Genomic DNA, 21,351 nt, shown 5'->3' with positions numbered 1-21,351 from the left:
CCAAAGGCTCTATAAATTTAATAAGTGAACAGCTGACCAATATGGTCGCAAAAAAATAAAAAAGGAAAATAGTTATATATATAATATAGCATACCTTTTTTAGAAAGTGGTAAATTATTTTCTTAAGAAGAATAAATATAGAAGTATGTTTTATGACTGTCTGCCGAATCCAATCCTCATCGGCTAGTCAAAACTAATTGTGATTCTTCTGGTTTAAATGGATATGTCTCTAAAAGACTTACAGGATTTATTTCAATAAGTGAGAATCCTCTGTTTTTAATAAAATTAATTACCGTAGCGCCATACTCTTTATAAAGGTGGTCAACGATTTTGTCATGCTCTTCTTCTTTACAATTGCCGCTACAACCAAAACGAGTACATTTAGGGAAAAATGTTCTTCTCTTTACCCCTGTAATTTCACTTAGAGCATTTCTTTCTTCCTCATCTCTGTAAGGAAAATGGTCTATTAAATGCTGTGTATCTTTCCAACTATAATAAAGTTCTTGAAACATATCGTTATAGGAATCTGATGTGCTTTTTTTAAATTTTAATTTAATCCCTTCTTTTTCACTAATTTCCTTCAAAAATTCCCTCTGCTTTCTAGTCAGACCGTTTTTCTTTGGCTGATTTACGGCTTTAGCTGCTTTTACAATTGGAGCTGTTCGTTTTTCTTTTAACTCTTTAATTAGGGACGGGTGTACATTTATTTTTTCTCGTTTATATTGTTCGTACGTAGCTTCAGCTCCTAATTTGACTTTTCTTTGATAAAATTTTTCTACATCTTCCCAGGTTCTTGTTATCGTATAACCTTGTTCTTCTAATAAAACTCTGACTGATTTTCCATAGTCAAATTCAAATACTCGCGTATCTAATAATGTAAAAATTCCAAAGTCCTCAATGCTACGAATTAATCTTCCTACAGCCTGATCTAATTTATTAATCATAGTAGGGAAAGTAACATAGGAAAAAGTTTCTTGTTCGGTTAAACCTTGACTCAATAGTTCATATATTGGATCATCTTTAACAGGGAATGGTAATCTATTTAAGATAACTGAGGTTAAAGCCATACCTGTTACAGAAAATCCAGAGAAGAAGCTACCGGAACCAATTAAGACACTATTCTCATTCTCTTTGAACTTCTTTGTTAGTCTATCTACCCCCATCTTCCCTTGGAGGTATAAAGGAATATTAGATTCATTAAGATATGATTCTATCCCTTGATAAAAAGCCAACATATGTACTTTTGATGTATTTAATATTAGTGTCCTACCATCTGTTAATTTTAGTAATCTATGAATTTCATTGTTAGCAGTAGTTATAAACTGGACGTGATCAGGTTTAACTAATGTGTCAGGGATGTAAATTAATGACTGATTTTTATAGTCAAATGGTGTCCCAAATGCCAAAGTTAATACATCTGATCTTTCTAATCCCCATTGTTTTAAAATTGATGTAAAATCACCATTAACTGTTATCGTTCCGGATGTGAAAATTACTCTGTTGTATCTTTTCATTGTGTCAATTAATCGTGTAAACTTTTCTTTAAAGTTTCTCGGGATTAAACAAAATTTGTCATCTTCAAAATCAAACCAACCTACATACTCTTCCCTGTTTATTTTATCTAAAAAGAGCGAGATATCATCCAATGCATCTTCAGCAGCATAATCAGCACTGATTAGATTGTCGTCAATAATTTTTTTTATCTGACGTAATTTATCTTTTATATGTGAAGGAATAGAACTTCTTCCTTTATCCGATTCCTTTTTGTCTTGCTTTATCGTCTCTATCCAATTTTCTAATGCCCTTACATTATTATCTAAGGTCTTTTTGTCGGTGTTACGAATAAACTTGCTCATAACCTTTATGTTTCTTAATCTCTTGTTCTCTTCTATTCTTCCTAAGAAATTTTCTAAAAAGTGATGGGCCTCGTCTATGACTATTATGCCAGGATCAATATTGAGAACTTGGCTTCTTCCTTCCTCCATTGCACCCAGTAAAGATACAATTAATTGATCATGATTTGTGATAGTTAGATCATTTTTACTGCTTCTAAACTGTTTTCTGTGTAATCTTGTTGGACAGGACAATGAAAAAGGGCAGTTATCACATTCGTACGGTGTAGCAAGAAGTTCTATCTTACTCCAATCTTTATCTTCTAAATCTAGATCATATGCTTCTTCTAATTCACTACGTTGACCAGTCTTAGAGAAATTAAAGAATTCCTCTAATTTATCTGATATCAATGGAGAGAACTTATTACTAGCATTCAACTTGCTTAATCTATGGTGGCAGTAATAGTGTGTTTTACCAATTGCCAATAGTGGATTTTTCACTAATTTTGTACTCTTAAGTAGAGGCACTTCACTACTCATAAGCTGCCCTTGAAGACTGATTGTTGACGTGGCATAAAGAATCCTTTTGTTAGTGTTAAATATATCTTGATGTATATCAACTAATGCAGGAACTAAGATACCTAAAGACTTTCCTGTTCCAACTGGTGCTTCAACTAATAGTATGCGTTTATTTCCTTCTTGTAGAAAATGAGCTATGTCAAAAGCCATTTGAATTTGTTGTTGCCTTACTGTAGGTGCTCCATAATATGCAGTAATTTTATTTTCAAACAAATCAAAAATAATATCCTCTTTTGTAGCCAAATACTCAATTCCTTTCATGTAAGATTTCTCTAATTCTATTATACTTTATTTGGTATATCGTGAGGAATTTAAAAAAGTGATCGAGATTCGCAAAAATGAGGGCATAAAGAATATAATCGAGTAGAGGGAAAATAAGTTAATTATTTTCGCCCCTCTCACACCACCGTACGTACGGTTCCGTATACGGCGGTTCAATTTATATTACAGTGTGTACTTTTAGATAATGTTCTAAAGCAGAGGGGAGTCCCCTCTGCTTTAATCTTTTGTTTGAAATTGCTTTTTGTACGACTTTTGATAATCCAATGTAACGGTAACCTTTTCGACAGTAGGTTAATCCCTTCGCTTCTTCCTCAGGAATCCCTAATTGAATAAGCGATTTGATTTGTTTCTTCGATACCTTCCATTGCTTCCAGATGATGACTCTAATTCTGGAGCGAAGCTTCTTATCTATCTCAGTCATTGCTTTTTTCATATTGGAGATTCTAAAGTAATTAACCCACCCAAGTATGACTTGCTTTAGTTTTAAAATTCGAAAGTCTAGCCGGACACTCCAATTTCGCTTTGTCAGTTGTCGAAGTTTCCTTTGAAATTTCTGTACTGAATTTGGGTGAGGTTTCACTTGGTACCTCTTGTTTTTGAAGTCGTAGTAATACCCAAATCCTAAGAATTTTATTTCTTTTGGGCGGGAGATTTTGCTCTTTTCTACGTTGACTAGTAATCCTAATTTCTCTTCTATAAATCTAACGATTGTTTTCATCACTCTGTTCGCTGCTTTCTCGCTTTTCACAAAAATGAGGGAGTGAGTAGACCGAGGGAACCTCCCCCTCAGTCTCTCTCAGAACCGTACGTGAACCTCTCAGCTCATACGGCTCCCATTATTCATAGCCGGTATTATTCCATATTTCCAATGTGCAAATAACTTGCGTTCTCGCTGTGCTATAGCTCCTAACCAATATTCTGCCCTTCTTCGATGTTTTCGCTTCTTGTATTTTCGGCGAACCCATTTCACCAAGCAACTATTGATGTAACGCAATACACTATACATTTCTGATTTATAGAAATGTCCATAATAATTGATCCATCCTTGGATTTTCTTATTAAACATGTTGGAAATATCCTGCAGGGTTTTATCTGCTTTGAGCTGTAAGCGCCAGTTTCTCACTTCTTTTCTGATTGCTTTCTTTGCCTTATCGGCAATAGCTGGTAAGAAGTTTGTGAAAAATTTCCCGTATTTATTCTTTGATTGTCTTGGTCGAAAAGTGTATCCTAGAAAATCGAAAGAGATAGTCGGATAGTTCAATTGTCTGTCATCGTCTTTACAGTAAACAATTTTCGTTTTCTCCAAGTTTAGCTCCAATCCAAATAGTTGAAACCTTTCTTCCAGTCTTCGTTGAAGAAATTTAGCTTGTTTCAATGAAGCACAATGTGCTATTCCATCATCGGCGTATCTTGCCCAAGGAATACTTGGAAATTCTTTCGTCATAAAATCATCAAACGTATAATGAAGAAACAGGTTCGCAAGAACTGGACTGATAACACCTCCTTGCGGAGTTCCAGATGTTCGCTCTGTTTTCGTTCCATCTTTCATTTGAAAAGGTGCAGTTAGCCATCTTTTTATATATAAGATGACCCATTCTTGATTTGTATGACGTTTTACCATTTCAATGAGATAGTCATGTCGGATATTATCAAACAGTCCCTTAATATCGAACTCCAACACCCAGTCTTTCTTCCAACATCTTTTCCTTGTAGCCTCGATAGCTTGAATTGCCGATTTGTTTGGTCGATATCCGTAAGAATCTTCATAGAACAATTTTTCCACTGTTGGTTCAAAATATAGTTTCACAACCATCTGTGCCACTCGGTCTTCGACTGTAGGTATTCCAAGTGTTCTTGTCTCACCATTCTGTTTGGGAATAGCTACTGCTTTTACTGGTTTTGGAAAATAACTTCCTGAGGACATACGATTCCATAGTTTGTACAGATTATTCTTCAAATCTAGTTCAAAACTTTCAATAGACTGTTTATCAATCCCGTATGTCCCTTTATTAGCTTTTACTCGCTCAAATGCACCCATTACTGCATTCTTTGAAATACTAAACGGTTTTGTTTCTTGCATAGGTTCCTCCTCCTTTCAAAGTTGACCTATCCTTAAAACTGAATAATTTGGGTTCTTCGCTCCTCTTCAATTACAGAAGTTTCAACACTACTACAACCCAATCTGCCCCTATGACTGCATCGGTACTCTTTTCTCGTGGGTCTTCCACTTGAAATACTCCCTTAACATCAGCCCGTAGGTTCCCACGTTCCGTACAAACGCCTGTGTTATGTTCATGCCACCTCTATGCCGCCCATCACTTAGTCAGTAAACAGGTTTCCTCTAAGCTCGTCCTAGGTTAACGACTACCCCCTAGTTTTGATGGAATCTCTACGCTTTCGACATTTCCGTAAGTGGTTCACATGTTCGTTCATCTCCATAACACGCACTTGACAGTTCTTGACTGCCTTTTCCTTAACGCTCAATACCATAGCTTTTGACTACAGCACCTTAAGGTAGTTTGAAATCTCCACCTGTATGGCGATTCCGACGGGCCCACCGTCATCATTTGTACAGCATAGCTGCTTTGAGTAGTCTCGCTACTCACGCACACTTTCGTGGCGCACAGTCATCAGCGTACCTTACGAATCGTAGTCCTCTACTTGATAGTTCCATATCGAGTTCGTTTAACATAATATTACTCAATAGTGGGCTAAGGTTACCTCCTTGCGGAGTCCCGACTGGTGTTTCTTCATATTTTCCTTTCACCATAACCCCACTGACCAAGTATTTCCTGATTAGCGAGATGACATCTCCATCATCTATTGTGTTAGATATAATTCGCATGAGTTTATCGTGATGGACTGTATCGAAGAATCTTTCGAGGTCAATGTCCACTACCCAATCCTGTCCATCATTCAGAAATTCTAGACTTTTAATTATTGCCATCTCACAACTTCTTTTTGGTCTAAATCCGTAACTGAAATCACTGAACTGCTTTTCAAATATCGGACTGAGTATTTGATGAATGGCTTGTTGAACTACCCTATCCACTACTGTTGGTATTCCCAATTTGCGCATCTTGCCATTTTCTTTTGGGATCTCCACTCTTAAGGCAGCTTGTGGTTGGTATTTTCTAGTTCTGATGCGCTGACGCAGCTCCTCCTTGTGCTCTTTCAGATATTGCTTTAGTTCATCGACTGTTACCCCATCGATACCACTCGCACCTTTGTTTTTATAGACACGTAAGTAGGCTTCATTCATGTTTTGATTACTTAAAATTTGTTCTAAAAGTTTCACACTCGTTTCTCCTAGCCTTTCACGTAGTAAGTGATAGCTCCATTTTGGTTATCCTTTGGGATACGCCCATACTTTCACCATTAACACATTCGGAGTATTTCACTTACGCATTCGTGGTGTTGAAACACTACAAATTGTTCAGCCCTTCATGATTTTACTCATTACTATGGCTTCTGCTGACTTCTTGCGACAAACCTTTTTCGACTGTACTTCTGTACATCCGCAAGACCTCCCAGGGTAAGACAACTATCTTTCCTCTTTTACTCGCCTGATTTACTGTATAAAGTTACGCACATCTTTTGGACTTTGACTTGTCTAGGAGCCTCATCCCTTTATAAAGCCTTAGTATCAGATTTCTGTACGTCGAGCCAAGATTTTATTCCACGCTTCCTCCAGCCCTTACCTCACGATAAGTACCTTGCGCTTCCTTAGTGGTTGACGATGTGTACCCCCACAGTGGACTTTCACCACCTAGATAGTTGCCATGCCTGGCACACTAAAAAAAAAAGAAGTTGCGGAATACTGCAACTTCTTACGATTTATTAATTATTTAGGACATCATCTACATATTTTTTTGCTTCCTCAGAAGATTCAAACGTCAATCGTTCTTCGTCTTCCTCTTCTAATGGTGCGTATTCACGAATAAAAGGGAAATAGATGCCTATTACCCAACCATCTCCATCAGGATTCTGTAAAACGTGATACGTGGGTATCTTTTCTCCTCGGTGAGCAGTTAAAATGTGATGACTAAAGTAATTATTAAAATCATCTTCTATCCAATTAGGGTTTTCCATTTATTAATATCCTCCTTAAATAGCAACTAGTGTCATGGCTATTTAACATTTATTTGTTTTTCAAAATCTCTGAATAATTTTCATTAAAACAAGCTTAATTGTTCCATACTCACAAAAGGTTTTTCCTCTTCAACAGTCGGTTTTTCAATTGAATGTAAATGATTATTTTCATTCAAATCTTCAGAACAAAATCCCTTAACGATTTTAAAATCAGAAACTTTGTAGGATCCTAACCATTCATTATCACTAATTCGATTAACGAAAAAATGAGTGCCTGAATTGCTGTTAGTAGGTCGTAGAATATATTGATCTCCTAGCCTTAAATTATATGAATTGACCAAGGATTGCCCTATCAATCTACTGTTCTCACTGTCAAAAATATACAAAGACTCTTTAGAATCGGATTGTAGACTCTTTTCGTTTTCTTCTTTATTTTTGGTATCTGTTTGTAATGAAGTATTGTGATTACGTTGATAACACGCACAATACTTCATTACTTCGGGATCAGTATGTTCGTAAAAACAGTCTAGTTTCCCCATTGAACACACATTATGGTGCCCGCAGCAGCCAAAACCACTCTTAGAAAACCCTTTTAATGTAAAACCTGATCTATTTGCTTTAGTATCCATTGTAAGATCACCGGACATTTTGGCGTTATACAGTAACACTAGATTGCCAAAACCCTTTCTTCTTATCCTTATTTTCATTAAAATTTATCTGCATCCATTTTTTATAACTCTGTTCCCCATATTGATGAATTTTTTCATTCCTAGATGAAACGATAGCTTGTATCATCTCATCGATTTCATCTAAAGGATAATAGTGTCTATAAAAACCATCTTTAGTAACAGAGGTTATATTGTATGGACAGCAGGAAAGTAAATTGAATTTATATGATAAGTGAGCTTTTCCTTTATGATCACTTATTCTAATGCTATTAGAAACACCGTAATCTAATTTTAGATAAATACTATTAGTAGTAATGCTCGAATATTTCTGAATAACAAACCCTTCACTTTTTAGTTTCTTAATAAGGTATTTCTCTTTTTTTCTTAATTCTTTCATAGTCGCTTTATTTTTATATCCCATAAATTAGATCCCTCACCAATCTAGACAAGGAAGCTCTAATTGTAATTGGTTAGATTTACTCTCTGCTCTTTTAACGAAATCACTAAGTGTTAGATTTTGTCCTTTTTCGTATTTCATGGTGTGACCTATTCGTTCTTCTAATTGGACTAGTTCATTAAACTGCTCTGGAAATGCCTCTTTTATGTTGCTCATCTCCTGAGGAGAAAGGAAAATACAGAACTTACATGAACATCTAGAAACGTTATACTTTGTGTAGCAAGGATGTTGTTTTATTCCTGCATACTCCATTAGTAATCTCACGTCAATGCTACTTAGATGGTGAATGGGTCGGTACCAATCAACGAACCTTTGCTTCGTTGGTGCATTCGCTGCCTTGTATTCACGGAAATTCACCTTTGCTAGATTTTTAGCTCTACGTGAACTTTCTTCCGCTCTTTCTCCTGAAAGACATAGGTACCTTCCTGGTCCTTTTGATCTAACCCATTTAGCGTAAACGTCACGTTTTTGATAAGAGGTACAGAACTGCGTAGAAGCTGAAGGCCATTTTCCTCTTTCTTCAATCCTTTGTTTTAACCCCTTATCTGAAGCAATTGTAACTAATTTAAGATCTAGCATTTGACTACAATACTGCAAATGTTGATCTGTTTCGGGATAGTCAAAATAGGCAGGTTGATCTAAATTTCCATCAACTCTCATGTGGACTAGTTTTGCTTTCTTTTTCGGCACTTTATATCCATATATCATTAAAAGTGCTAAAGCAATGCTGTCGTTTCCACCGCTCATATTGAAGTGTAATTCATCATAGTTATCGAAAGAAGGCATACCCTTCGGAAGTTTAATGGCTAATCTCTCTGCTAATTCTATTAATTTTTCTTTATTCATATTAAGATCCCCATAACACTTGGCTGGTAGCCATAGTGTTAAAGGGCTATCCTCCTTATGTTATGTTGATTTTTTTCTCAGATTAAATCATCTATTTCATTAGAAAAACCTTTTCTTTGAAGATACTCCTTATCTAACATCCAACCTAAATCAGTGTCAGTTAGCAGGTCTAGGTCTTCCGCTGTTAAAGGAAGTTCATATTGACTCCAAGCTTTTAATCCTTGACGTTTCATTCTTTCTTTTAAGGAATCTAAAAAAGATAATTGTTCTCTTGCCATTTCTTGCAACTCATAGGCTTCCATGTGCTCCCCACTATGTAATGCAAGGATGATTTGTTCATGGCAGCACTCTAAGAATCTAACAGCTCCCATTTCTTCTAGTACAAGGTTTAAAGATTCTTGATCTTTTAAATATGGAATATAACCTCTTGTACTTCGTTTCTTTTGCCTACGAAATCCAGCTTTCTCGAAACAGTAACCGGCATTCTTAGATTGAACAGATTTAGGATCAACGTAGGTTAAGAAACCATCATAGAACTCTCCCCATTCTTGTGTAGTAGCATACATGGCATTTTGATTAAATCACTACTTAAATGGGTTGATTCATTACGGAAAATAGTGTTCTCAATACAATAACCATAACCATCTTTCCGTTTATATTTTGATCGCCAAGATACCCATACAGCTGATCCATCTGCTGTCCTAAGAATCAAATTTTCTCCTGGTCTTGTAAAGAGTGGTGAACCAATCTTTGCCTTGAGTAATGTTTATCCGCAAGCATAGGGCAACTCTGGTCTCCCTTATGAGTAACAATCCATTTTCCATATGTTTTTTCTTCTGTAACCTCTGACCAATCAAGCATCAACTGAACAGATTCGCTCATAGGTTATAATCCTGTTTTATATTTTGATCTCTCATTTAAAGACCTCCTCTTTAATAAAAAAAGCAATCTTCAACAAGTTGTGTTAGAAGATTGCTTATATCTCTCATATTTAATAGATTTCTTTTCTAGTAGTGTCTTATTACAAAAATATAGTAAAGCTACTAGAAACGGACGCTGGTGCATATGTAGCGGATTCATGACCAAGCTTTTGATTAAGAAAAGAAACAAACTTTTCATTCGCTAACACGAATCTTCCTTTTACTTTCAAAACTTGATCAAAATGCTCTTGGACAAGGCTTTCTACCTTATCTGGCAGAATACAATCCTTTACCACAATAGAAATAGACCAATTTCCACTCATAATTTCATAATTATTCATACGAGAAAATCCTCCTTTTTGCAAAGGCGAATTTTCCAGTACAATAAACCTCTTCTGCAGAATCAATGTTTGTTTCTGTAGCGGTATCTATAAACTTCTCTGTGTGAAATGGATTGTAGTATACCTTGCTAAATCCTTCACCCATTGGCTCATCAATACCTACTAATGTTCCTCGAATGAATGCGTGAACCCTTCTGCGCTTCTCATGAACTGTTTTAAGTCTCCCACTTTCGGATACCTTAAATGAAGCTGAGATTAATCTAACTGAATCACAATGGGCCAAGACAACACCTTTTCTTGAATCTCGGATACTATAGCCTTCTTGGTGTAAATTTCTGTACACATCGACTAGCATCCCCAACTCAACTGATCTCCCTTTAAATGGTTTCATATTATTTATCCTCCTGGGAACAATTGATGTCATCTAATTGAAGAAAATATCCGAATTCCTCGATTAAATTTGTGCTTAGTTCCATTTGTTTAGTAGTTGATAATTTACAGTGATAGAATCCTTTAGTCTTCAATAACATCATGATCAACCTCTCCTAAAAGTTTTTTAAATAAAAAAAGAACGATGTCCTATAAGTAGGTAGCAATCGTTCCTTTACTCATCATATTTAGTTTTAAGTAATTGTCTCCTTCAGAAGTATTGGTAAATCCTACATCTGTTTTTTCTAATCATAAATACACTCTCCTAAAAGTTTAATATAAACAAAAAAAGCAACCAAAGGGTTTGGTAGACATACGCCTAGCGTATGAAAAACGCACCCAAAGGTTGCCTTGTTGTTTAATAAGTAACTGCTGACCGGAATAACTGGTCGCAAAGAAAATAAAAAAGAAAAAACTTATATAGTTAAGTATATCAAATGACTAGTTTTAAGCCTAGTGTATTTTAAGAATTAACTTTTTCTATATCGATCTGGTCGAGTAATTCATGGAGCTGATTTGCATAATAACGTACTTCATCTGCTGTAACAGCATCCATCATCGCTGAATTTATGGATTCGTATTTGTTTCTTTGCTCTTGGTTCATTAAGTCCCATATTTTTTTCATAACTTCTCCACCCCTTACGATTTATAATAGTATATGTAGTAGAGGGAATAAATACCACTTTTAATATACCATTTTTCATAAAAGAAAAACAATTGAGAGTTATTGTAATAAAGGGTTGAACTAGGTATAAAGAGAAATGAATATAAAAAATAGGCTTTAATCTGGAGATTAGAGATAATTGTATGAGGTACTTTTAAAGATAAAAAGGAAGGGACGTCTAGTTATTTACAGACTATCCCTCTACAGCAGCAACAATTATATGTTCTGTTTATTATATTTTTCAGTTTATTACACGATTAACTTACCATCCATCGAAATCATGACTGTGCATGATGTCAGTTAAGGCATCATCTTCGTCTTCACTTAAACCATATTCTGCAAGTAATTCGAGATGTTCTTCACGTTCATTTTTATTCATCAATTTCGTCATCCTTTACTCTTCTATTTTCTTATCACTTAATAAACGAGTCACGATTAACCTTGTTATAGTAAGAATTGATTAAAATGAAAAGGTTAATTGTCCTTTGTTTTTAAATATTTCTTCTTCCTCTTTTGTATGCAATACTTCTGATATATCTGAACGATGTATTGAAGCATAATACCCTTTTTCGTCAGAGATGGTCACTGTTCCTAATGCCCAAATTGAACCATCAGGTTTCTTAAATACACTATGTTCATTTACATTCCGTACCGTCCAAACTTTTTTACAACCAGTTATCGATACTCGATCATTTGGTTTTAATGTAGGAAATGGTACATCAAACTCATTGTATGCTTCTTCATTTGGAAATATAAAAAGACAATCTATGCCGTCATATTTCCTTGATAGGGACTCAACTGCTTTATAACTCATTTTTCAACTCTCCCTTGTTTATTTTTAATCTTGCTTTACAATCAATTGCGTAAAAAAAGGCAATTAAGCCCTCATAGGAATACTTAATCGCCATTTCTTTTTATTAACTAATTTAATGAAAGACTCTGCTTTTTGTACTGATTCTAACCTTCTGTCTACTTGATCAAGTATTTCGTGAATTTGAGACGAGTAATGTTTTACTTCAACTTCATTTGTTGCTTGAATCATTTTTTCTCTTAAGACATCAATCTTTTTAATATCTAGTTCGGTTAACCCTCTCATTTTTTTCCCTCTCTTTATGTAGTTTTATTAAATTATTTTCCTCCAAAAAGGAGAAGAGATAGACAATTACTTCTTACCGATTAATCGTTGTTGAAGTTTATCTAACTCTTCAGATTTAGTCTTTTCTGCATTGAGTTCTCGATTAAGAAGAACATTTTCTGCTGCCATCCCTGCCATAATAGAAATTCCAAGCAACTCGCGAATATCACTTGGATTAAAGAGGTACGTAGTAGCAAAAATAGCTGCAAGAGCTCCAATGAAGAAGTCCGCTATGAAGCCAAAATACAAGCCAAAAGGACGTTGTCTTCTCTTTGGTAGTACAAGTACTTTATTGTTTCTTATTAAGTGTGCTACTAAACCAGTAACTCCACCTATGACTCCCGCTAACAATACATTTGTTAATGTGAACACTTATATCACTCTCCTAAAATAAAATCGCACAAAACAAAAAAGCGACCTTTAGGACGTCTCATAAATGAAAACACAAAGATTGTGTGTTTCATAGAGTCGACCCAAAGATCGCAGTAGTTTGTTAAGTAACAGCTAACTCGATAATGAGTTGCATAAAAAAGATAAAAGAAAAAATAGTACATAAAAATTTTACCATAGTAGAATTAGTTATGGTTAATTTTTCTTTTAATCTTCATCTAGTATTTCTAAAATCTCGGTTATCACATTCGTTCTTCTACCATTTTGGTATTCTAATAAGAAATCCAAATAAACTATTTCAACGAGATCTTCAACTTGGAGTGAATGATTAGGAGTAAATCTGGCTAGATCGCTTAATAAAACCTCTGCTCTATAAACGTATTCGCGGGGGATTTTAGTATGTACTATATTTGAACTCTTATTAGGGAGTAGTGGTTGATTATTTATTAAGGGAAATTGCTGTCTTCTTACAATCAAACGATTATAAATACTGCCAACATTTGTATCATGACGACGTATTTGTTCAATAAAGTCCTCAAAGATATGAACGATAAGATCACATTGACTATAATCTATATCTTCATCATATAGACGAGTTATATCATCACATAGGGTGTCTGATCTTAAATATAAGTCATTAGGTACGGTCACTTTAAAGGACAGCATACTTGATCTTAGTACAGAGTCAAGTATCTTCTTAAACGGATTCTTTTCTTCTAAAAGTGCCATTTCTTTCATTATTAAATTATATTGGCTGTACTGTTTTAGCAAATGCAAACCTCCTAGCTAACATGTATCTCATTCATTAAAATCCTATGTGCTGCTTGGCGAATACTACGAAGGCCCCATTCAACCTTTAAGCTTACAATCTTCTGGTGTACTTCATTTGTGATCTTAGTTGAAACATAAAGACTGGTATCATTATAAACATATTGCTTTGCATATTTTGTGAAATTCCTTTCAGTTGCGGTAGAAAAAATCATATCTAGATACGGATGAATTTCACCCTGGTAACCATTTTCTAAACTCAATTTACCAATCAACCTTTTTTCATCTAATGTTACTGGAACCTTAATTTGAATCTTTTTATCGTTTCTTGGTTTTCTTGGCTTTTTTTCGTGATTGAAATTGTTAGGCTTAGATGCCCTTTTATCAAACATGGGGGTGAAAGTACTACTCATACAAACAAACCACCTCTCTATTTGTTACTTTTTTTAACTGTAAAGATATCTTCAAATTGTTCTGCACTTATAGAAATACTTCCGGTTGACTGCAACTTTATTATTTTTTGCTTTGATCGTTGTTCTTTTAGGGTTTTATCTGCAATTATAAGATTTTTGACATATCCTGAAAAATTCTCTTTTCCCTTTTCATCTCTTTGAGAAAGGGAAAATTTGAATAACTCCTTTTCAATAGGATCGTTTACATTGAAACTCACACTTTTTCGTTCTCTTTTTTCAATCACAATCATTGCCCCCTTAACTGTCAGACTAATTACTAAAACTATATGGCTTAGATATATTTAATATGACTAGAAAGTGATTTTATTTACCCTAATTTATTTTCCTTATTTAAAACAAACACAAATATTTAATCTAGTCTAGAACAGAAAAGTCCACCTCTAAAATTAGTTCTTTTAAGGATCTTTCAGTTTCAAGACAGAATTCAAATACTCTTCTTAATAAATCCTCTCCTTCCGAATCCGAGTATTTTAACTTTAGGACACCATCATACTCAAAGGAATCTAGATCCGCTAATTCTTCCCCAAAAAGTATTCTCATACTTCGATATGTTGTTTCATCGCCAATTCCAAGGTGTCCTGAAACTAACATATGATCAACCTCAATATCGGTTGGATAATATGATTTCTTCTTGTTTTTGTATTTTTCCAAAGCAGTATATAAGAATGTACGAGTAGTATTCCTATCTAAGGTATTGATCCTTTTTGCCATTTCCGTTAAATCTTCAAGGAATTGTTCTTGATAATCTTCTTCTACGGAACAATATTCGATGAATGAAGTTGCTGTAAATTGAATCAATTCGTCAGGTTCTAACTTATATAATTCACCCTTAAATACACCAATAGGTTTAATTATGTTATTAGTAATATATTCATGAATTTCTGAAATTACAGTGCTAGTTTCCTGTGAATCTATTATCAGTATTAAATCTAGTAGATCTATTATGTGAATCTGATACTCAAAACCGTCAATGTTTCTAGTGGCGAGATAAATATTATGTATTTTTTTTTCGAATTCTATTTCGTGCTTACTTTTAGGTTTGAAATGCTTCTCCCCTATAACAAAGTGGTATAAGTCATCATATTTAACGTATTGATTATGCTTTTCAAATTGTTCTATAGTGTCCCAAAGCTTTTTATTGCTGCCATCGGATGTAATTTGCATGGACTTTTTATTTTTCTTATCTCCTAAGTCTATACCTGGGAAATTTTTTCCTTCTTCATATTCCAACCTCTTAAATTTAAGATCCCACATCAAATTAAATAATTCACAAAAAAATGGTTCACACACCTTATTAATATCATGTAAGCCGAGTTTATTTGAACTGAATTTTACATAGTATTGAAGTAGAGACAAACCTTCCATTATTTCCTCAATTTGTTTAAGTCTTTTGATCAAAACAATCTCCTTCTTTCATTCTAATTATTAAAGGATTAGCATATTTTTATTGGTGATTTATAAAAATAATATATTAAAGTAAGGATAACATCTGAATAGTTGAATAATAAGTGAAAGTATTAAAGTATTTAAAATAATTAGTGGATTATAGTTTAATAGAAATATTTATTTTGGTATTCTAAAGGCAATCTCGCTTCGTTGTAGATTTTTAAAAAAATTGATCAAAATTAACTAGGGGAGTGTTTTTATGCAAGTCAGTCCAAACAATGAATTTAATGATTTTAGACAATATCTAAAAGAAACAAATTTATCTAAAATAAGTGGTATTGATAAAAAGATTTTTAATGAAAATGGAGTCGATATAGCTATTACGAATAGTCCTGAGATTACTGAAGGTCTAGTGAAATCACATCATGATTTCATAACCAGTATTCTCTTATTAGAAGAAATAAAGAACCTTACAGATAACCATTTAATTAAAATTAAAATAGAAGAACACGTAAATAATTGTATTGGCTAATTATAAAAATGATTGATTAAAACCTATTTTATATCTTATAGAATCAGCCTATTTTTTATAAGAAAGTTTGATCAAAATAAATCTAAAATCCTGATAGATTAAAGTTTTACTTTCAATTCAGCAGTATTTTTGATCAATCTTTTTTCAAAACGGTACATCTTTTTTATAAACGATCAAACTTTATTTCAAATCAACATTTGGAATAATTTTTAAATAGAGTGATGGATAAGGAGAGATATCAATGAGATCAACTAGTATTGTAAGAAAAACTGATCCAATTGGAAGGATAGTGATTCCTAAGGAAGTTCGTAGAGGAATGAAGATTGGAGTGGGTGATGCTCTGGCTATTTTCGTAGATGAAGATCAAATTATCTTAAAAACCTATCAAACAGAGAAAGAGTGCCTTGTAACAGGAGAAATATCAGACCAAAACATATCCTTATTAAATGGGAAAATCCATTTAAGTCCTGAAGCAGTTGAACTGCTAATAAATGATATAAAAGAATATCTTGAGAACTAAAAAATACGATTAAACTAAGAGCCAAACCTAAAGATCCAAAGGTTTTGCTCTCTTACTGTTATTTCTTTTGAATTGATAATCGTTTATGCTCTAGTTTCAGGAACTGTCTCGAGGAGTAGCACAAAAGTATTTAATAGATTTATCATAGGGTAAAAACCACTTGGAAAGCTTGATATCCGACTGACAAAGTTACCCAACTTTTTAACGGATGACCACGCTACAATCTACGACAATTTAAGTTATCCTCCTGCAGCATAACCAGAAAAAATCTTTCAGTCGATTTTTTACTTCTTTAAAAATGAGTTTCTAAATATTTTTAATTACTTTGAGATTTCTTATTCAGATTTAAAATAATGCAGTTTATTAGTACAACTAGAACAGTAATATGGTAGTAAAGAATAAATATAATACTCCATTCAGCAATAAGTACCAGATATTTATACCAAACAATTGAGTATTATAAAAACTATTTAAGATAATGTTAAGAGACGGTTTTATATATAGACCATATACAAAAATAAATATTAAAATGAAATTACCATCGTAAAAAAATAGAGATCCACCTATAAAATATGTAATTGTCAGTTATTTATTTCTAAAGACATAATCATTTGGGATTTTGTCCCTTCAGGCAAGACTATTCTCCCTTTATCGTCAAAATAAAAATTTACTAACGGATACAAGCGATAAACTATTCCTTTTTCAATTTCTTCTGACAATTTTTCTGCAGCTTCGTTAATGTTATTTGCTTTAATGATAGAGTGTAAGTAATCTTTTTCAGCTGTACATTTCACCACGATAAACTTCTTAATCATTTAAATCCCTCCTAGTCAGAATTTCATTTGAAGATTTCAAGAACTTTCTTAACGCCCTCATCAATCTGATCTTCTACTTCATCTTCTAGAAAATGGTCATATACCTCACCAGCTACTCCTCCTAATTCTTTTTCTATATAAGTTTCAATTACTTCCTTGGCTACTTCACCCGAACCATTAATAGCATCACCTGTGAGCTGATCTTGAAATATCTGTCCCTCCACCGCTTCATTGTTATATCCCGAAGCGGTTGCGTAATTTGGAATGGACCATACATTCTTGTGTGCTACTCTTGCTGATTTCTCAAACTCTTTAAGATAACTTAAGAATGTAGTATTTGGCGGGTTAACATATTGAATGATTCCATAACCTTCTTCTAAAATTAATTCTTGTACCAATTTATTATCTAGCATAACATAGCAAAGGTGACGACCATACTTGTCTGTTTTATCACCCTTGTCGTATATCAAAGTAACTTCCTTACCTTCAACTAATTTTTTATTAAAATCAGAACTCTCTTTTCCGTAAGCCATAGGTGCTCGTGAGCCTACAGACTCCGGTGTATCTATTAAGAGGTACCTAACTTTAATGACTTCACCATTTTCTGTTATAGCTTCAATTGTATCTCCATCATATGTATCCTTTACGGTTGCTTTAACCGACTCTAAGCTATTCCCTATAATTCCTTCTTTTAGTGTAATATTGTTCGTAGAAATGTCAGGTGGAGTGGTCTTATTAGGACTACAGGCGATTAACGTTGTTGCTAAGGAAGTTATGACTAAAAAGTACTTTAATTTCCTCATATAACCTACCCTTTCAAAGTGAATTTTGTATTAGATAATTTAGAAATGTATTCAATACACTGGATAACAGGATATCGAATTAAGGATTTATCTTGGTTGAAAGTAACGCCTTTGTTTTCCATCATATTTATAAGCTGATCTATAGAGATCTCGTCTCTGCAGACTTTGTTATAGTTATACAAAATGATTTCTTTCCACATAGAAGAAGGTTCATTTATAAAACCTTCTCCTTCTACTCTATGATTTATCACTTTATCAATCTTTTCTTTTCTCTTCTTTAGAAGGACTTCTTTTTCAATGTTATTCAATAAAAATCAACTCCTTTGTAAATAAAAAAACCCACAGGAATATTGAAAGATAAAGATCTTCCATTATTCTTGTGGGGTGCTCCCATTCATATATTTAAATTGTACTAAATTGTATTATTGCCTGTAACATAGATTATTATAGCACATACTTATAGGGGAATATTAGCTTTTTCTTTATTTATGCGACTTCCGATAGTTCTTCTAATTGTAACAATGTAGATTGAATAATATCATTAATAACTGATTCTGAATATAAGGAGGTAATCTCTTGATACCCATTACTCTCAGGAACATATATCGCTAGATATTTAACTTTCCATTCTTCATTTAAAGCCATATTTTTATAGATACACATCTTAGCTTGATACGTTTCTAATGGATGAAATATTGCCTCAATTACTAATTCTCTTACTTGGCTTGAAGGGACCTCTTTATTGTAAATACGGTCACTAAGAACAACTGGACTAGTAATAAACATTGTCTTCCCCCGCTTCATAGTATTAATACTATATATGAATGAACCACAAAGATTATTACCAAAATTTATCGAATTCTATATAGCTATCTTTTTGTTTTAATACTTTAATGATTCTTTTTGCAACAGGAATAGATGGATATAATTCTTGATCATTAGCTAGCTTACTAATATATCCTTGAGAAACCTTCGCTTTTTGAGCTAACCAACTTTGCTTTATACCATTTCGATCTAGATATCTTCCAAATTTAGTTTTTTTAGTGGAAGTTAAACCAAACACCCAACTCACTCTCCCAAACTTTATTTTTTGTAATCAGTTTGGACAGAGGAAAAGACTTTTAAACTAACTTATCAAAAGCACCATAAAAAATTTTATTCCTAGCATGAATATTATTATTCCTCGTAAGAATAACGATGGGCGTTTTAAAAGTCCTGAGATTCATAGATTCATAGCAATCCTATATAAAATTTTGTTGTTTTTTCTCGTTCATTCTAAGTGTTTGGTGAACGTTCTTATTATGTGTAGAGCTGCATATAGTTTTGCAAACACTTCGCAAAGACTTTATGCTAAGTGTTTGCAGGGTGGATTACATTTTATTGAGTTTCTTTGAATTAAAAAGGTACACACTTTAAAGATTGTGCGTACCTCCATTCGGGTTAACTATAATATTTAATTTTTAATTATTAGTCTAAATATACATCGTTGATCACTGATAGGTAATCTAGTTCTGGTGTAATCTTTAGAAGAACTTCATGGCCCTTTTCATCAAAAAAACTCTTTGGTATTGATTTTCGTCCACCATAACATTGGTCATCCCAATACGAAATAACATGTTTTGCATCGAGTAGAAAATATTCTTTAATTGCAGTAAATTGTACAATAATAAATGTAATACCTCCTTGACTTTTTACCTGGCGCATATGTTCCACTTGGTGCTCGTGAAAGTTAGAGAGCGGAAATGAAGTTTTATTTTTAGTTTCTTTCGCCTCAAAATCTATATATTTACCTTTATAAACACCATTATAATCAGTTGTTGAGGCTTGTTTAAAATAAGCTTCGCGGATTGTAGCTGCACTTCTAACTGGATAGTCCACTTTAACAATTTGAATAGGAGTCGGTTTTTTATGAATAACAGCGCATTTTGCAACATTATTATAATAATTATTAGTTCGGTTTAGAATTTCTTCCAATCCCATCCCTCGATTTCCGAAATTTAACTTTTCTTTTCTCGTAGTGGAAACCTTATTCTTGATGGAACTAGTTGGAGATGTATATTTTTTTCCTGTGGGATATTTTATCAACTTAGATCCCTCCCCCTTTTTTGTATATGATTATGCTGAATTTATTTTCATAGAACGATTTGTGCATAATTATATTGTCATATGGATATAAGAATTTATAAGGTTAAATAATGTGCTAGATATTACTTCCACAAAAAAAGATCTTTGCATAACAGCAAAGATCTTTTTACTAAGAAAAATTTATAATGATTAAGTATTTTGTTCATTTTGATTTTTAGGATTTTGTTTTCCGTTTTGTTTTTCATTTTCCTCTTTTAACAATTTAATTTCTTGTTCTAATTCAACCCTTTTTTGACGCTCTTTTTCCAATTCTTGCTCGTAAGTCTTGCGAAGCTCTGTTCTTAAAACTTCTCGTTTTTGGTCATATTCTTCTAATTTATCTTCTAATGTTTGTCTAAATGCATCTTGAAGGGATGTTTGAATTTCTAATTCTTTATTTTTAAGTGAAATTTCATGATCTCTTTTTAAATCTTTGAGAGTACGTTTATGAGATTCTTTTTGGAGTTGGATTTCTTGTTGAAGAGATTCTACAGTACTTCTAAGTTCTTCGTTTAAAGAAATTGATTTTCTCATTGATTTTATTTCATTTTCTAGTTGATCAATTTTTTCGTTTTTATCTGCTATTTTAGTGTCTTTGTCGTGGATAGAGTCCTTTAACTCCTTAATCCGTTCATCATAGTCAGTTTGTTGTTTTTTTAAAGATTCTTCGGTTCTCCATTTATCTATCCTTGCGGCTCTTGACTCTTCTTCTAACTTTTCTTTCTCTTTTTCAAGAGAAGTAATACTCTTATTAAGTTCATCAATTTTATCACTTAATTCATTAATTTGACTATCACTTCGAACTTTTAATTTTTCATAATTTGTAGCCTGTATTTGGATTTTACTATTAGCGTGCGTAACAATGGATGAAAACCGTTCTCCAAGTTGAGTTAATAATTCATTTACAATATTAATTTGAGAACCAAATTCTTGATCTGCTTCTAATGAGATCCTTGCTCTCATGGCCAATAATTCCTTTTGAAATTCCTCTAATGACTTACCAGATGTTTGTGCAGCATTCCTCGTTTCCTCATATACACCATCGGACCAACGAATACTACGATTTCTTGTCTCGTCACTGCTTTTTTCTGGTGTAATACCTGATTCTTCTGATTGTTTATTTAAATCATCATTTTGCATTACATTTCACCCTTTGTTTTTGACTATGTATTACTTAAATTCTATACTATTTAATTATATCCTTCTTTAAAATAATGAAAAAACATTAATTAAGAGGGGATATTATATGTAATACATTTTATTATGCGTATTACATGAATAAAATTACACCCAGC

Annotated in this window: 31 protein-coding genes; 2 read left to right on the top strand and 29 right to left on the bottom strand. The window is 33.2% G+C overall.

Translation table 11 applies throughout. The features are described 5' to 3' along the window. Positions 1-176 precede the first annotated feature (176 nt). The 22 genes from HWV59_RS25770 to HWV59_RS25670 form a co-directional block, all read right to left on the bottom strand. Positions 177-2,624 carry an ATP-dependent DNA helicase gene (locus HWV59_RS25770; protein WP_175640764.1) on the bottom strand — a complete coding sequence of 816 codons (2,448 nt, stop codon included), beginning with the start codon at positions 2,622-2,624 and terminating at the stop codon, positions 177-179. Positions 2,625-2,850: 226 nt separating this feature from the next. Then, a complete protein-coding gene (locus HWV59_RS25765) occupies positions 2,851-3,411 on the bottom strand; it encodes a group II intron maturase-specific domain-containing protein (protein ID WP_235991909.1) in 561 nt (186 codons plus the stop codon). 99 nt (positions 3,412-3,510) lie between these two features. After that, positions 3,511-4,773, bottom strand: a complete 1,263-nt coding sequence (gene ltrA, locus HWV59_RS25760) for a group II intron reverse transcriptase/maturase (RefSeq protein WP_102232090.1) — start codon at positions 4,771-4,773, stop codon at positions 3,511-3,513. A gap of 522 nt (positions 4,774-5,295) precedes the next feature. Further along, positions 5,296-5,991 (bottom strand): group II intron reverse transcriptase/maturase, encoded by a 696-nt coding sequence (gene ltrA, locus HWV59_RS25755; protein ID WP_235991908.1) that lies wholly within the window; start codon positions 5,989-5,991, stop codon positions 5,296-5,298. 542 nt (positions 5,992-6,533) lie between these two features. Continuing rightward, positions 6,534-6,785, bottom strand: coding sequence for a hypothetical protein (locus HWV59_RS25750; RefSeq protein WP_102232091.1), 252 nt, complete (start codon positions 6,783-6,785; stop codon positions 6,534-6,536). Positions 6,786-6,868: 83 nt separating this feature from the next. Further along, positions 6,869-7,414, bottom strand: coding sequence for a hypothetical protein (locus HWV59_RS25745; protein WP_142385646.1), 546 nt, complete (start codon positions 7,412-7,414; stop codon positions 6,869-6,871). 25 nt (positions 7,415-7,439) lie between these two features. Next, positions 7,440-7,874 (bottom strand): hypothetical protein, encoded by a 435-nt coding sequence (locus tag HWV59_RS25740; RefSeq protein ID WP_102232093.1) that lies wholly within the window; start codon positions 7,872-7,874, stop codon positions 7,440-7,442. Positions 7,875-7,886: 12 nt separating this feature from the next. Beyond that, positions 7,887-8,756: a phosphoadenosine phosphosulfate reductase domain-containing protein gene (locus tag HWV59_RS25735; RefSeq protein ID WP_102232094.1), complete on the bottom strand. Its 870-nt coding sequence runs from the start codon at positions 8,754-8,756 to the stop codon at positions 7,887-7,889. Between the two features lie 77 nt (positions 8,757-8,833). Beyond that, complete coding sequence (locus tag HWV59_RS25730) at positions 8,834-9,322, bottom strand: hypothetical protein (RefSeq protein ID WP_102232095.1); 489 nt, start codon at positions 9,320-9,322, stop codon at positions 8,834-8,836. A 142-nt stretch (positions 9,323-9,464) separates the two neighbouring features. Next, positions 9,465-9,638, bottom strand: a complete 174-nt coding sequence (locus HWV59_RS25725) for a hypothetical protein (protein WP_175640763.1) — start codon at positions 9,636-9,638, stop codon at positions 9,465-9,467. Between the two features lie 139 nt (positions 9,639-9,777). Then, on the bottom strand, positions 9,778-10,017 hold the full coding sequence (locus HWV59_RS25720; protein WP_102232096.1) for a hypothetical protein: 240 nt from the start codon (positions 10,015-10,017) through the stop codon (positions 9,778-9,780). Further along, positions 10,010-10,408 (bottom strand): hypothetical protein, encoded by a 399-nt coding sequence (locus HWV59_RS25715; protein WP_102232097.1) that lies wholly within the window; start codon positions 10,406-10,408, stop codon positions 10,010-10,012. The genes HWV59_RS25720 and HWV59_RS25715 overlap by 8 nt, the downstream gene beginning before the upstream one ends. A 1-nt stretch (position 10,409) precedes the next feature. Beyond that, the gene (locus HWV59_RS25710) at positions 10,410-10,550 is read right to left on the bottom strand and encodes a hypothetical protein (protein WP_175640762.1); all 141 of its coding nucleotides are present in this window, start codon (positions 10,548-10,550) and stop codon (positions 10,410-10,412) included. A 359-nt stretch (positions 10,551-10,909) separates the two neighbouring features. Then, positions 10,910-11,071: a hypothetical protein gene (locus HWV59_RS25705; protein WP_175640761.1), complete on the bottom strand. Its 162-nt coding sequence runs from the start codon at positions 11,069-11,071 to the stop codon at positions 10,910-10,912. Between the two features lie 301 nt (positions 11,072-11,372). Next, positions 11,373-11,501 (bottom strand): hypothetical protein, encoded by a 129-nt coding sequence (locus HWV59_RS27350; RefSeq protein WP_268921793.1) that lies wholly within the window; start codon positions 11,499-11,501, stop codon positions 11,373-11,375. 69 nt (positions 11,502-11,570) lie between these two features. After that, a complete protein-coding gene (locus HWV59_RS25700; RefSeq protein WP_102232098.1) occupies positions 11,571-11,924 on the bottom strand; it encodes a hypothetical protein in 354 nt (117 codons plus the stop codon). Between the two features lie 63 nt (positions 11,925-11,987). Further along, positions 11,988-12,206, bottom strand: a complete 219-nt coding sequence (locus HWV59_RS25695; RefSeq protein WP_102232099.1) for a hypothetical protein — start codon at positions 12,204-12,206, stop codon at positions 11,988-11,990. A 66-nt stretch (positions 12,207-12,272) separates the two neighbouring features. Next, a complete protein-coding gene (locus tag HWV59_RS25690; RefSeq protein ID WP_102232100.1) occupies positions 12,273-12,617 on the bottom strand; it encodes a DUF4257 domain-containing protein in 345 nt (114 codons plus the stop codon). 225 nt (positions 12,618-12,842) lie between these two features. Beyond that, entirely contained in the window at positions 12,843-13,406 is a 564-nt protein-coding gene (locus HWV59_RS25685) for a hypothetical protein (RefSeq protein WP_102232101.1), read from the bottom strand. 11 nt (positions 13,407-13,417) lie between these two features. Beyond that, positions 13,418-13,816, bottom strand: a complete 399-nt coding sequence (locus HWV59_RS25680; protein ID WP_102232102.1) for a hypothetical protein — start codon at positions 13,814-13,816, stop codon at positions 13,418-13,420. Between the two features lie 17 nt (positions 13,817-13,833). Then, a complete protein-coding gene (locus tag HWV59_RS25675; RefSeq protein WP_102232103.1) occupies positions 13,834-14,100 on the bottom strand; it encodes a hypothetical protein in 267 nt (88 codons plus the stop codon). A gap of 130 nt (positions 14,101-14,230) precedes the next feature. Then, positions 14,231-15,274, bottom strand: coding sequence for an SMEK domain-containing protein (locus HWV59_RS25670; protein ID WP_102232104.1), 1,044 nt, complete (start codon positions 15,272-15,274; stop codon positions 14,231-14,233). A 247-nt stretch (positions 15,275-15,521) separates the two neighbouring features. On the opposite strand from HWV59_RS25670, the gene HWV59_RS25665 reads away from it, so the two are divergent. Then, positions 15,522-15,794 (top strand): hypothetical protein, encoded by a 273-nt coding sequence (locus tag HWV59_RS25665; protein ID WP_102232105.1) that lies wholly within the window; start codon positions 15,522-15,524, stop codon positions 15,792-15,794. Positions 15,795-16,035: 241 nt separating this feature from the next. Then, positions 16,036-16,314 (top strand): AbrB/MazE/SpoVT family DNA-binding domain-containing protein, encoded by a 279-nt coding sequence (locus tag HWV59_RS25660; RefSeq protein WP_102232106.1) that lies wholly within the window; start codon positions 16,036-16,038, stop codon positions 16,312-16,314. 581 nt (positions 16,315-16,895) lie between these two features. Here HWV59_RS25660 and HWV59_RS25655 read toward each other — a convergent pair. From HWV59_RS25655 to HWV59_RS25625, 7 genes are all read right to left on the bottom strand, one after another. Continuing rightward, positions 16,896-17,129, bottom strand: coding sequence for a hypothetical protein (locus tag HWV59_RS25655; RefSeq protein WP_102232107.1), 234 nt, complete (start codon positions 17,127-17,129; stop codon positions 16,896-16,898). 23 nt (positions 17,130-17,152) lie between these two features. Continuing rightward, positions 17,153-17,932, bottom strand: a complete 780-nt coding sequence (locus HWV59_RS25650) for a thermonuclease family protein (protein WP_102232108.1) — start codon at positions 17,930-17,932, stop codon at positions 17,153-17,155. A 5-nt stretch (positions 17,933-17,937) separates the two neighbouring features. Beyond that, positions 17,938-18,240: a hypothetical protein gene (locus tag HWV59_RS25645; protein WP_102232109.1), complete on the bottom strand. Its 303-nt coding sequence runs from the start codon at positions 18,238-18,240 to the stop codon at positions 17,938-17,940. Positions 18,241-18,418: 178 nt separating this feature from the next. Next, positions 18,419-18,718: a hypothetical protein gene (locus HWV59_RS25640; RefSeq protein WP_102232110.1), complete on the bottom strand. Its 300-nt coding sequence runs from the start codon at positions 18,716-18,718 to the stop codon at positions 18,419-18,421. A gap of 55 nt (positions 18,719-18,773) precedes the next feature. Continuing rightward, positions 18,774-18,995, bottom strand: coding sequence for a helix-turn-helix domain-containing protein (locus tag HWV59_RS25635; protein WP_175640760.1), 222 nt, complete (start codon positions 18,993-18,995; stop codon positions 18,774-18,776). Between the two features lie 404 nt (positions 18,996-19,399). Beyond that, a complete protein-coding gene (recU, locus tag HWV59_RS25630) occupies positions 19,400-20,017 on the bottom strand; it encodes a Holliday junction resolvase RecU (protein WP_268921792.1) in 618 nt (205 codons plus the stop codon). A 189-nt stretch (positions 20,018-20,206) separates the two neighbouring features. Then, a complete protein-coding gene (locus tag HWV59_RS25625; protein ID WP_102232112.1) occupies positions 20,207-21,196 on the bottom strand; it encodes a coiled-coil domain-containing protein in 990 nt (329 codons plus the stop codon). Positions 21,197-21,351 lie beyond the last annotated feature (155 nt).

Origin of the sequence: Metabacillus schmidteae (genome assembly GCF_903166545.1) — a bacterium.
Taxonomy (GTDB): domain Bacteria; phylum Bacillota; class Bacilli; order Bacillales; family Bacillaceae; genus Metabacillus; species Metabacillus schmidteae.
This window is presented reverse-complemented; position numbering and strand designations above follow the sequence as displayed.

Coding starts and splice junctions, on each gene's coding strand:
- HWV59_RS25765 (WP_235991909.1), bottom strand. CDS start 3,411: ATGAAAACAATCGTTAGATTTATAGAAGAGAAATTAGGATTACTAGTC.
- ltrA (WP_102232090.1), bottom strand. CDS start 4,773: ATGCAAGAAACAAAACCGTTTAGTATTTCAAAGAATGCAGTAATGGGT.
- HWV59_RS25750 (WP_102232091.1), bottom strand. CDS start 6,785: ATGGAAAACCCTAATTGGATAGAAGATGATTTTAATAATTACTTTAGT.
- HWV59_RS25745 (WP_142385646.1), bottom strand. CDS start 7,414: ATGGATACTAAAGCAAATAGATCAGGTTTTACATTAAAAGGGTTTTCT.
- HWV59_RS25740 (WP_102232093.1), bottom strand. CDS start 7,874: ATGGGATATAAAAATAAAGCGACTATGAAAGAATTAAGAAAAAAAGAG.
- HWV59_RS25735 (WP_102232094.1), bottom strand. CDS start 8,756: ATGAATAAAGAAAAATTAATAGAATTAGCAGAGAGATTAGCCATTAAA.
- HWV59_RS25730 (WP_102232095.1), bottom strand. CDS start 9,322: ATGTATGCTACTACACAAGAATGGGGAGAGTTCTATGATGGTTTCTTA.
- HWV59_RS25725 (WP_175640763.1), bottom strand. CDS start 9,638: ATGAGCGAATCTGTTCAGTTGATGCTTGATTGGTCAGAGGTTACAGAA.
- HWV59_RS25720 (WP_102232096.1), bottom strand. CDS start 10,017: ATGAATAATTATGAAATTATGAGTGGAAATTGGTCTATTTCTATTGTG.
- HWV59_RS25715 (WP_102232097.1), bottom strand. CDS start 10,408: ATGAAACCATTTAAAGGGAGATCAGTTGAGTTGGGGATGCTAGTCGAT.
- HWV59_RS25710 (WP_175640762.1), bottom strand. CDS start 10,550: ATGATGTTATTGAAGACTAAAGGATTCTATCACTGTAAATTATCAACT.
- HWV59_RS25705 (WP_175640761.1), bottom strand. CDS start 11,071: ATGAAAAAAATATGGGACTTAATGAACCAAGAGCAAAGAAACAAATAC.
- HWV59_RS27350 (WP_268921793.1), bottom strand. CDS start 11,501: ATGACGAAATTGATGAATAAAAATGAACGTGAAGAACATCTCGAATTA.
- HWV59_RS25700 (WP_102232098.1), bottom strand. CDS start 11,924: ATGAGTTATAAAGCAGTTGAGTCCCTATCAAGGAAATATGACGGCATA.
- HWV59_RS25695 (WP_102232099.1), bottom strand. CDS start 12,206: ATGAGAGGGTTAACCGAACTAGATATTAAAAAGATTGATGTCTTAAGA.
- HWV59_RS25680 (WP_102232102.1), bottom strand. CDS start 13,816: ATGAGTAGTACTTTCACCCCCATGTTTGATAAAAGGGCATCTAAGCCT.
- HWV59_RS25665 (WP_102232105.1), top strand. CDS start 15,522: ATGCAAGTCAGTCCAAACAATGAATTTAATGATTTTAGACAATATCTA.
- HWV59_RS25660 (WP_102232106.1), top strand. CDS start 16,036: ATGAGATCAACTAGTATTGTAAGAAAAACTGATCCAATTGGAAGGATA.
- HWV59_RS25655 (WP_102232107.1), bottom strand. CDS start 17,129: ATGATTAAGAAGTTTATCGTGGTGAAATGTACAGCTGAAAAAGATTAC.
- HWV59_RS25650 (WP_102232108.1), bottom strand. CDS start 17,932: ATGAGGAAATTAAAGTACTTTTTAGTCATAACTTCCTTAGCAACAACG.
- HWV59_RS25640 (WP_102232110.1), bottom strand. CDS start 18,718: ATGTTTATTACTAGTCCAGTTGTTCTTAGTGACCGTATTTACAATAAA.
- HWV59_RS25625 (WP_102232112.1), bottom strand. CDS start 21,196: ATGCAAAATGATGATTTAAATAAACAATCAGAAGAATCAGGTATTACA.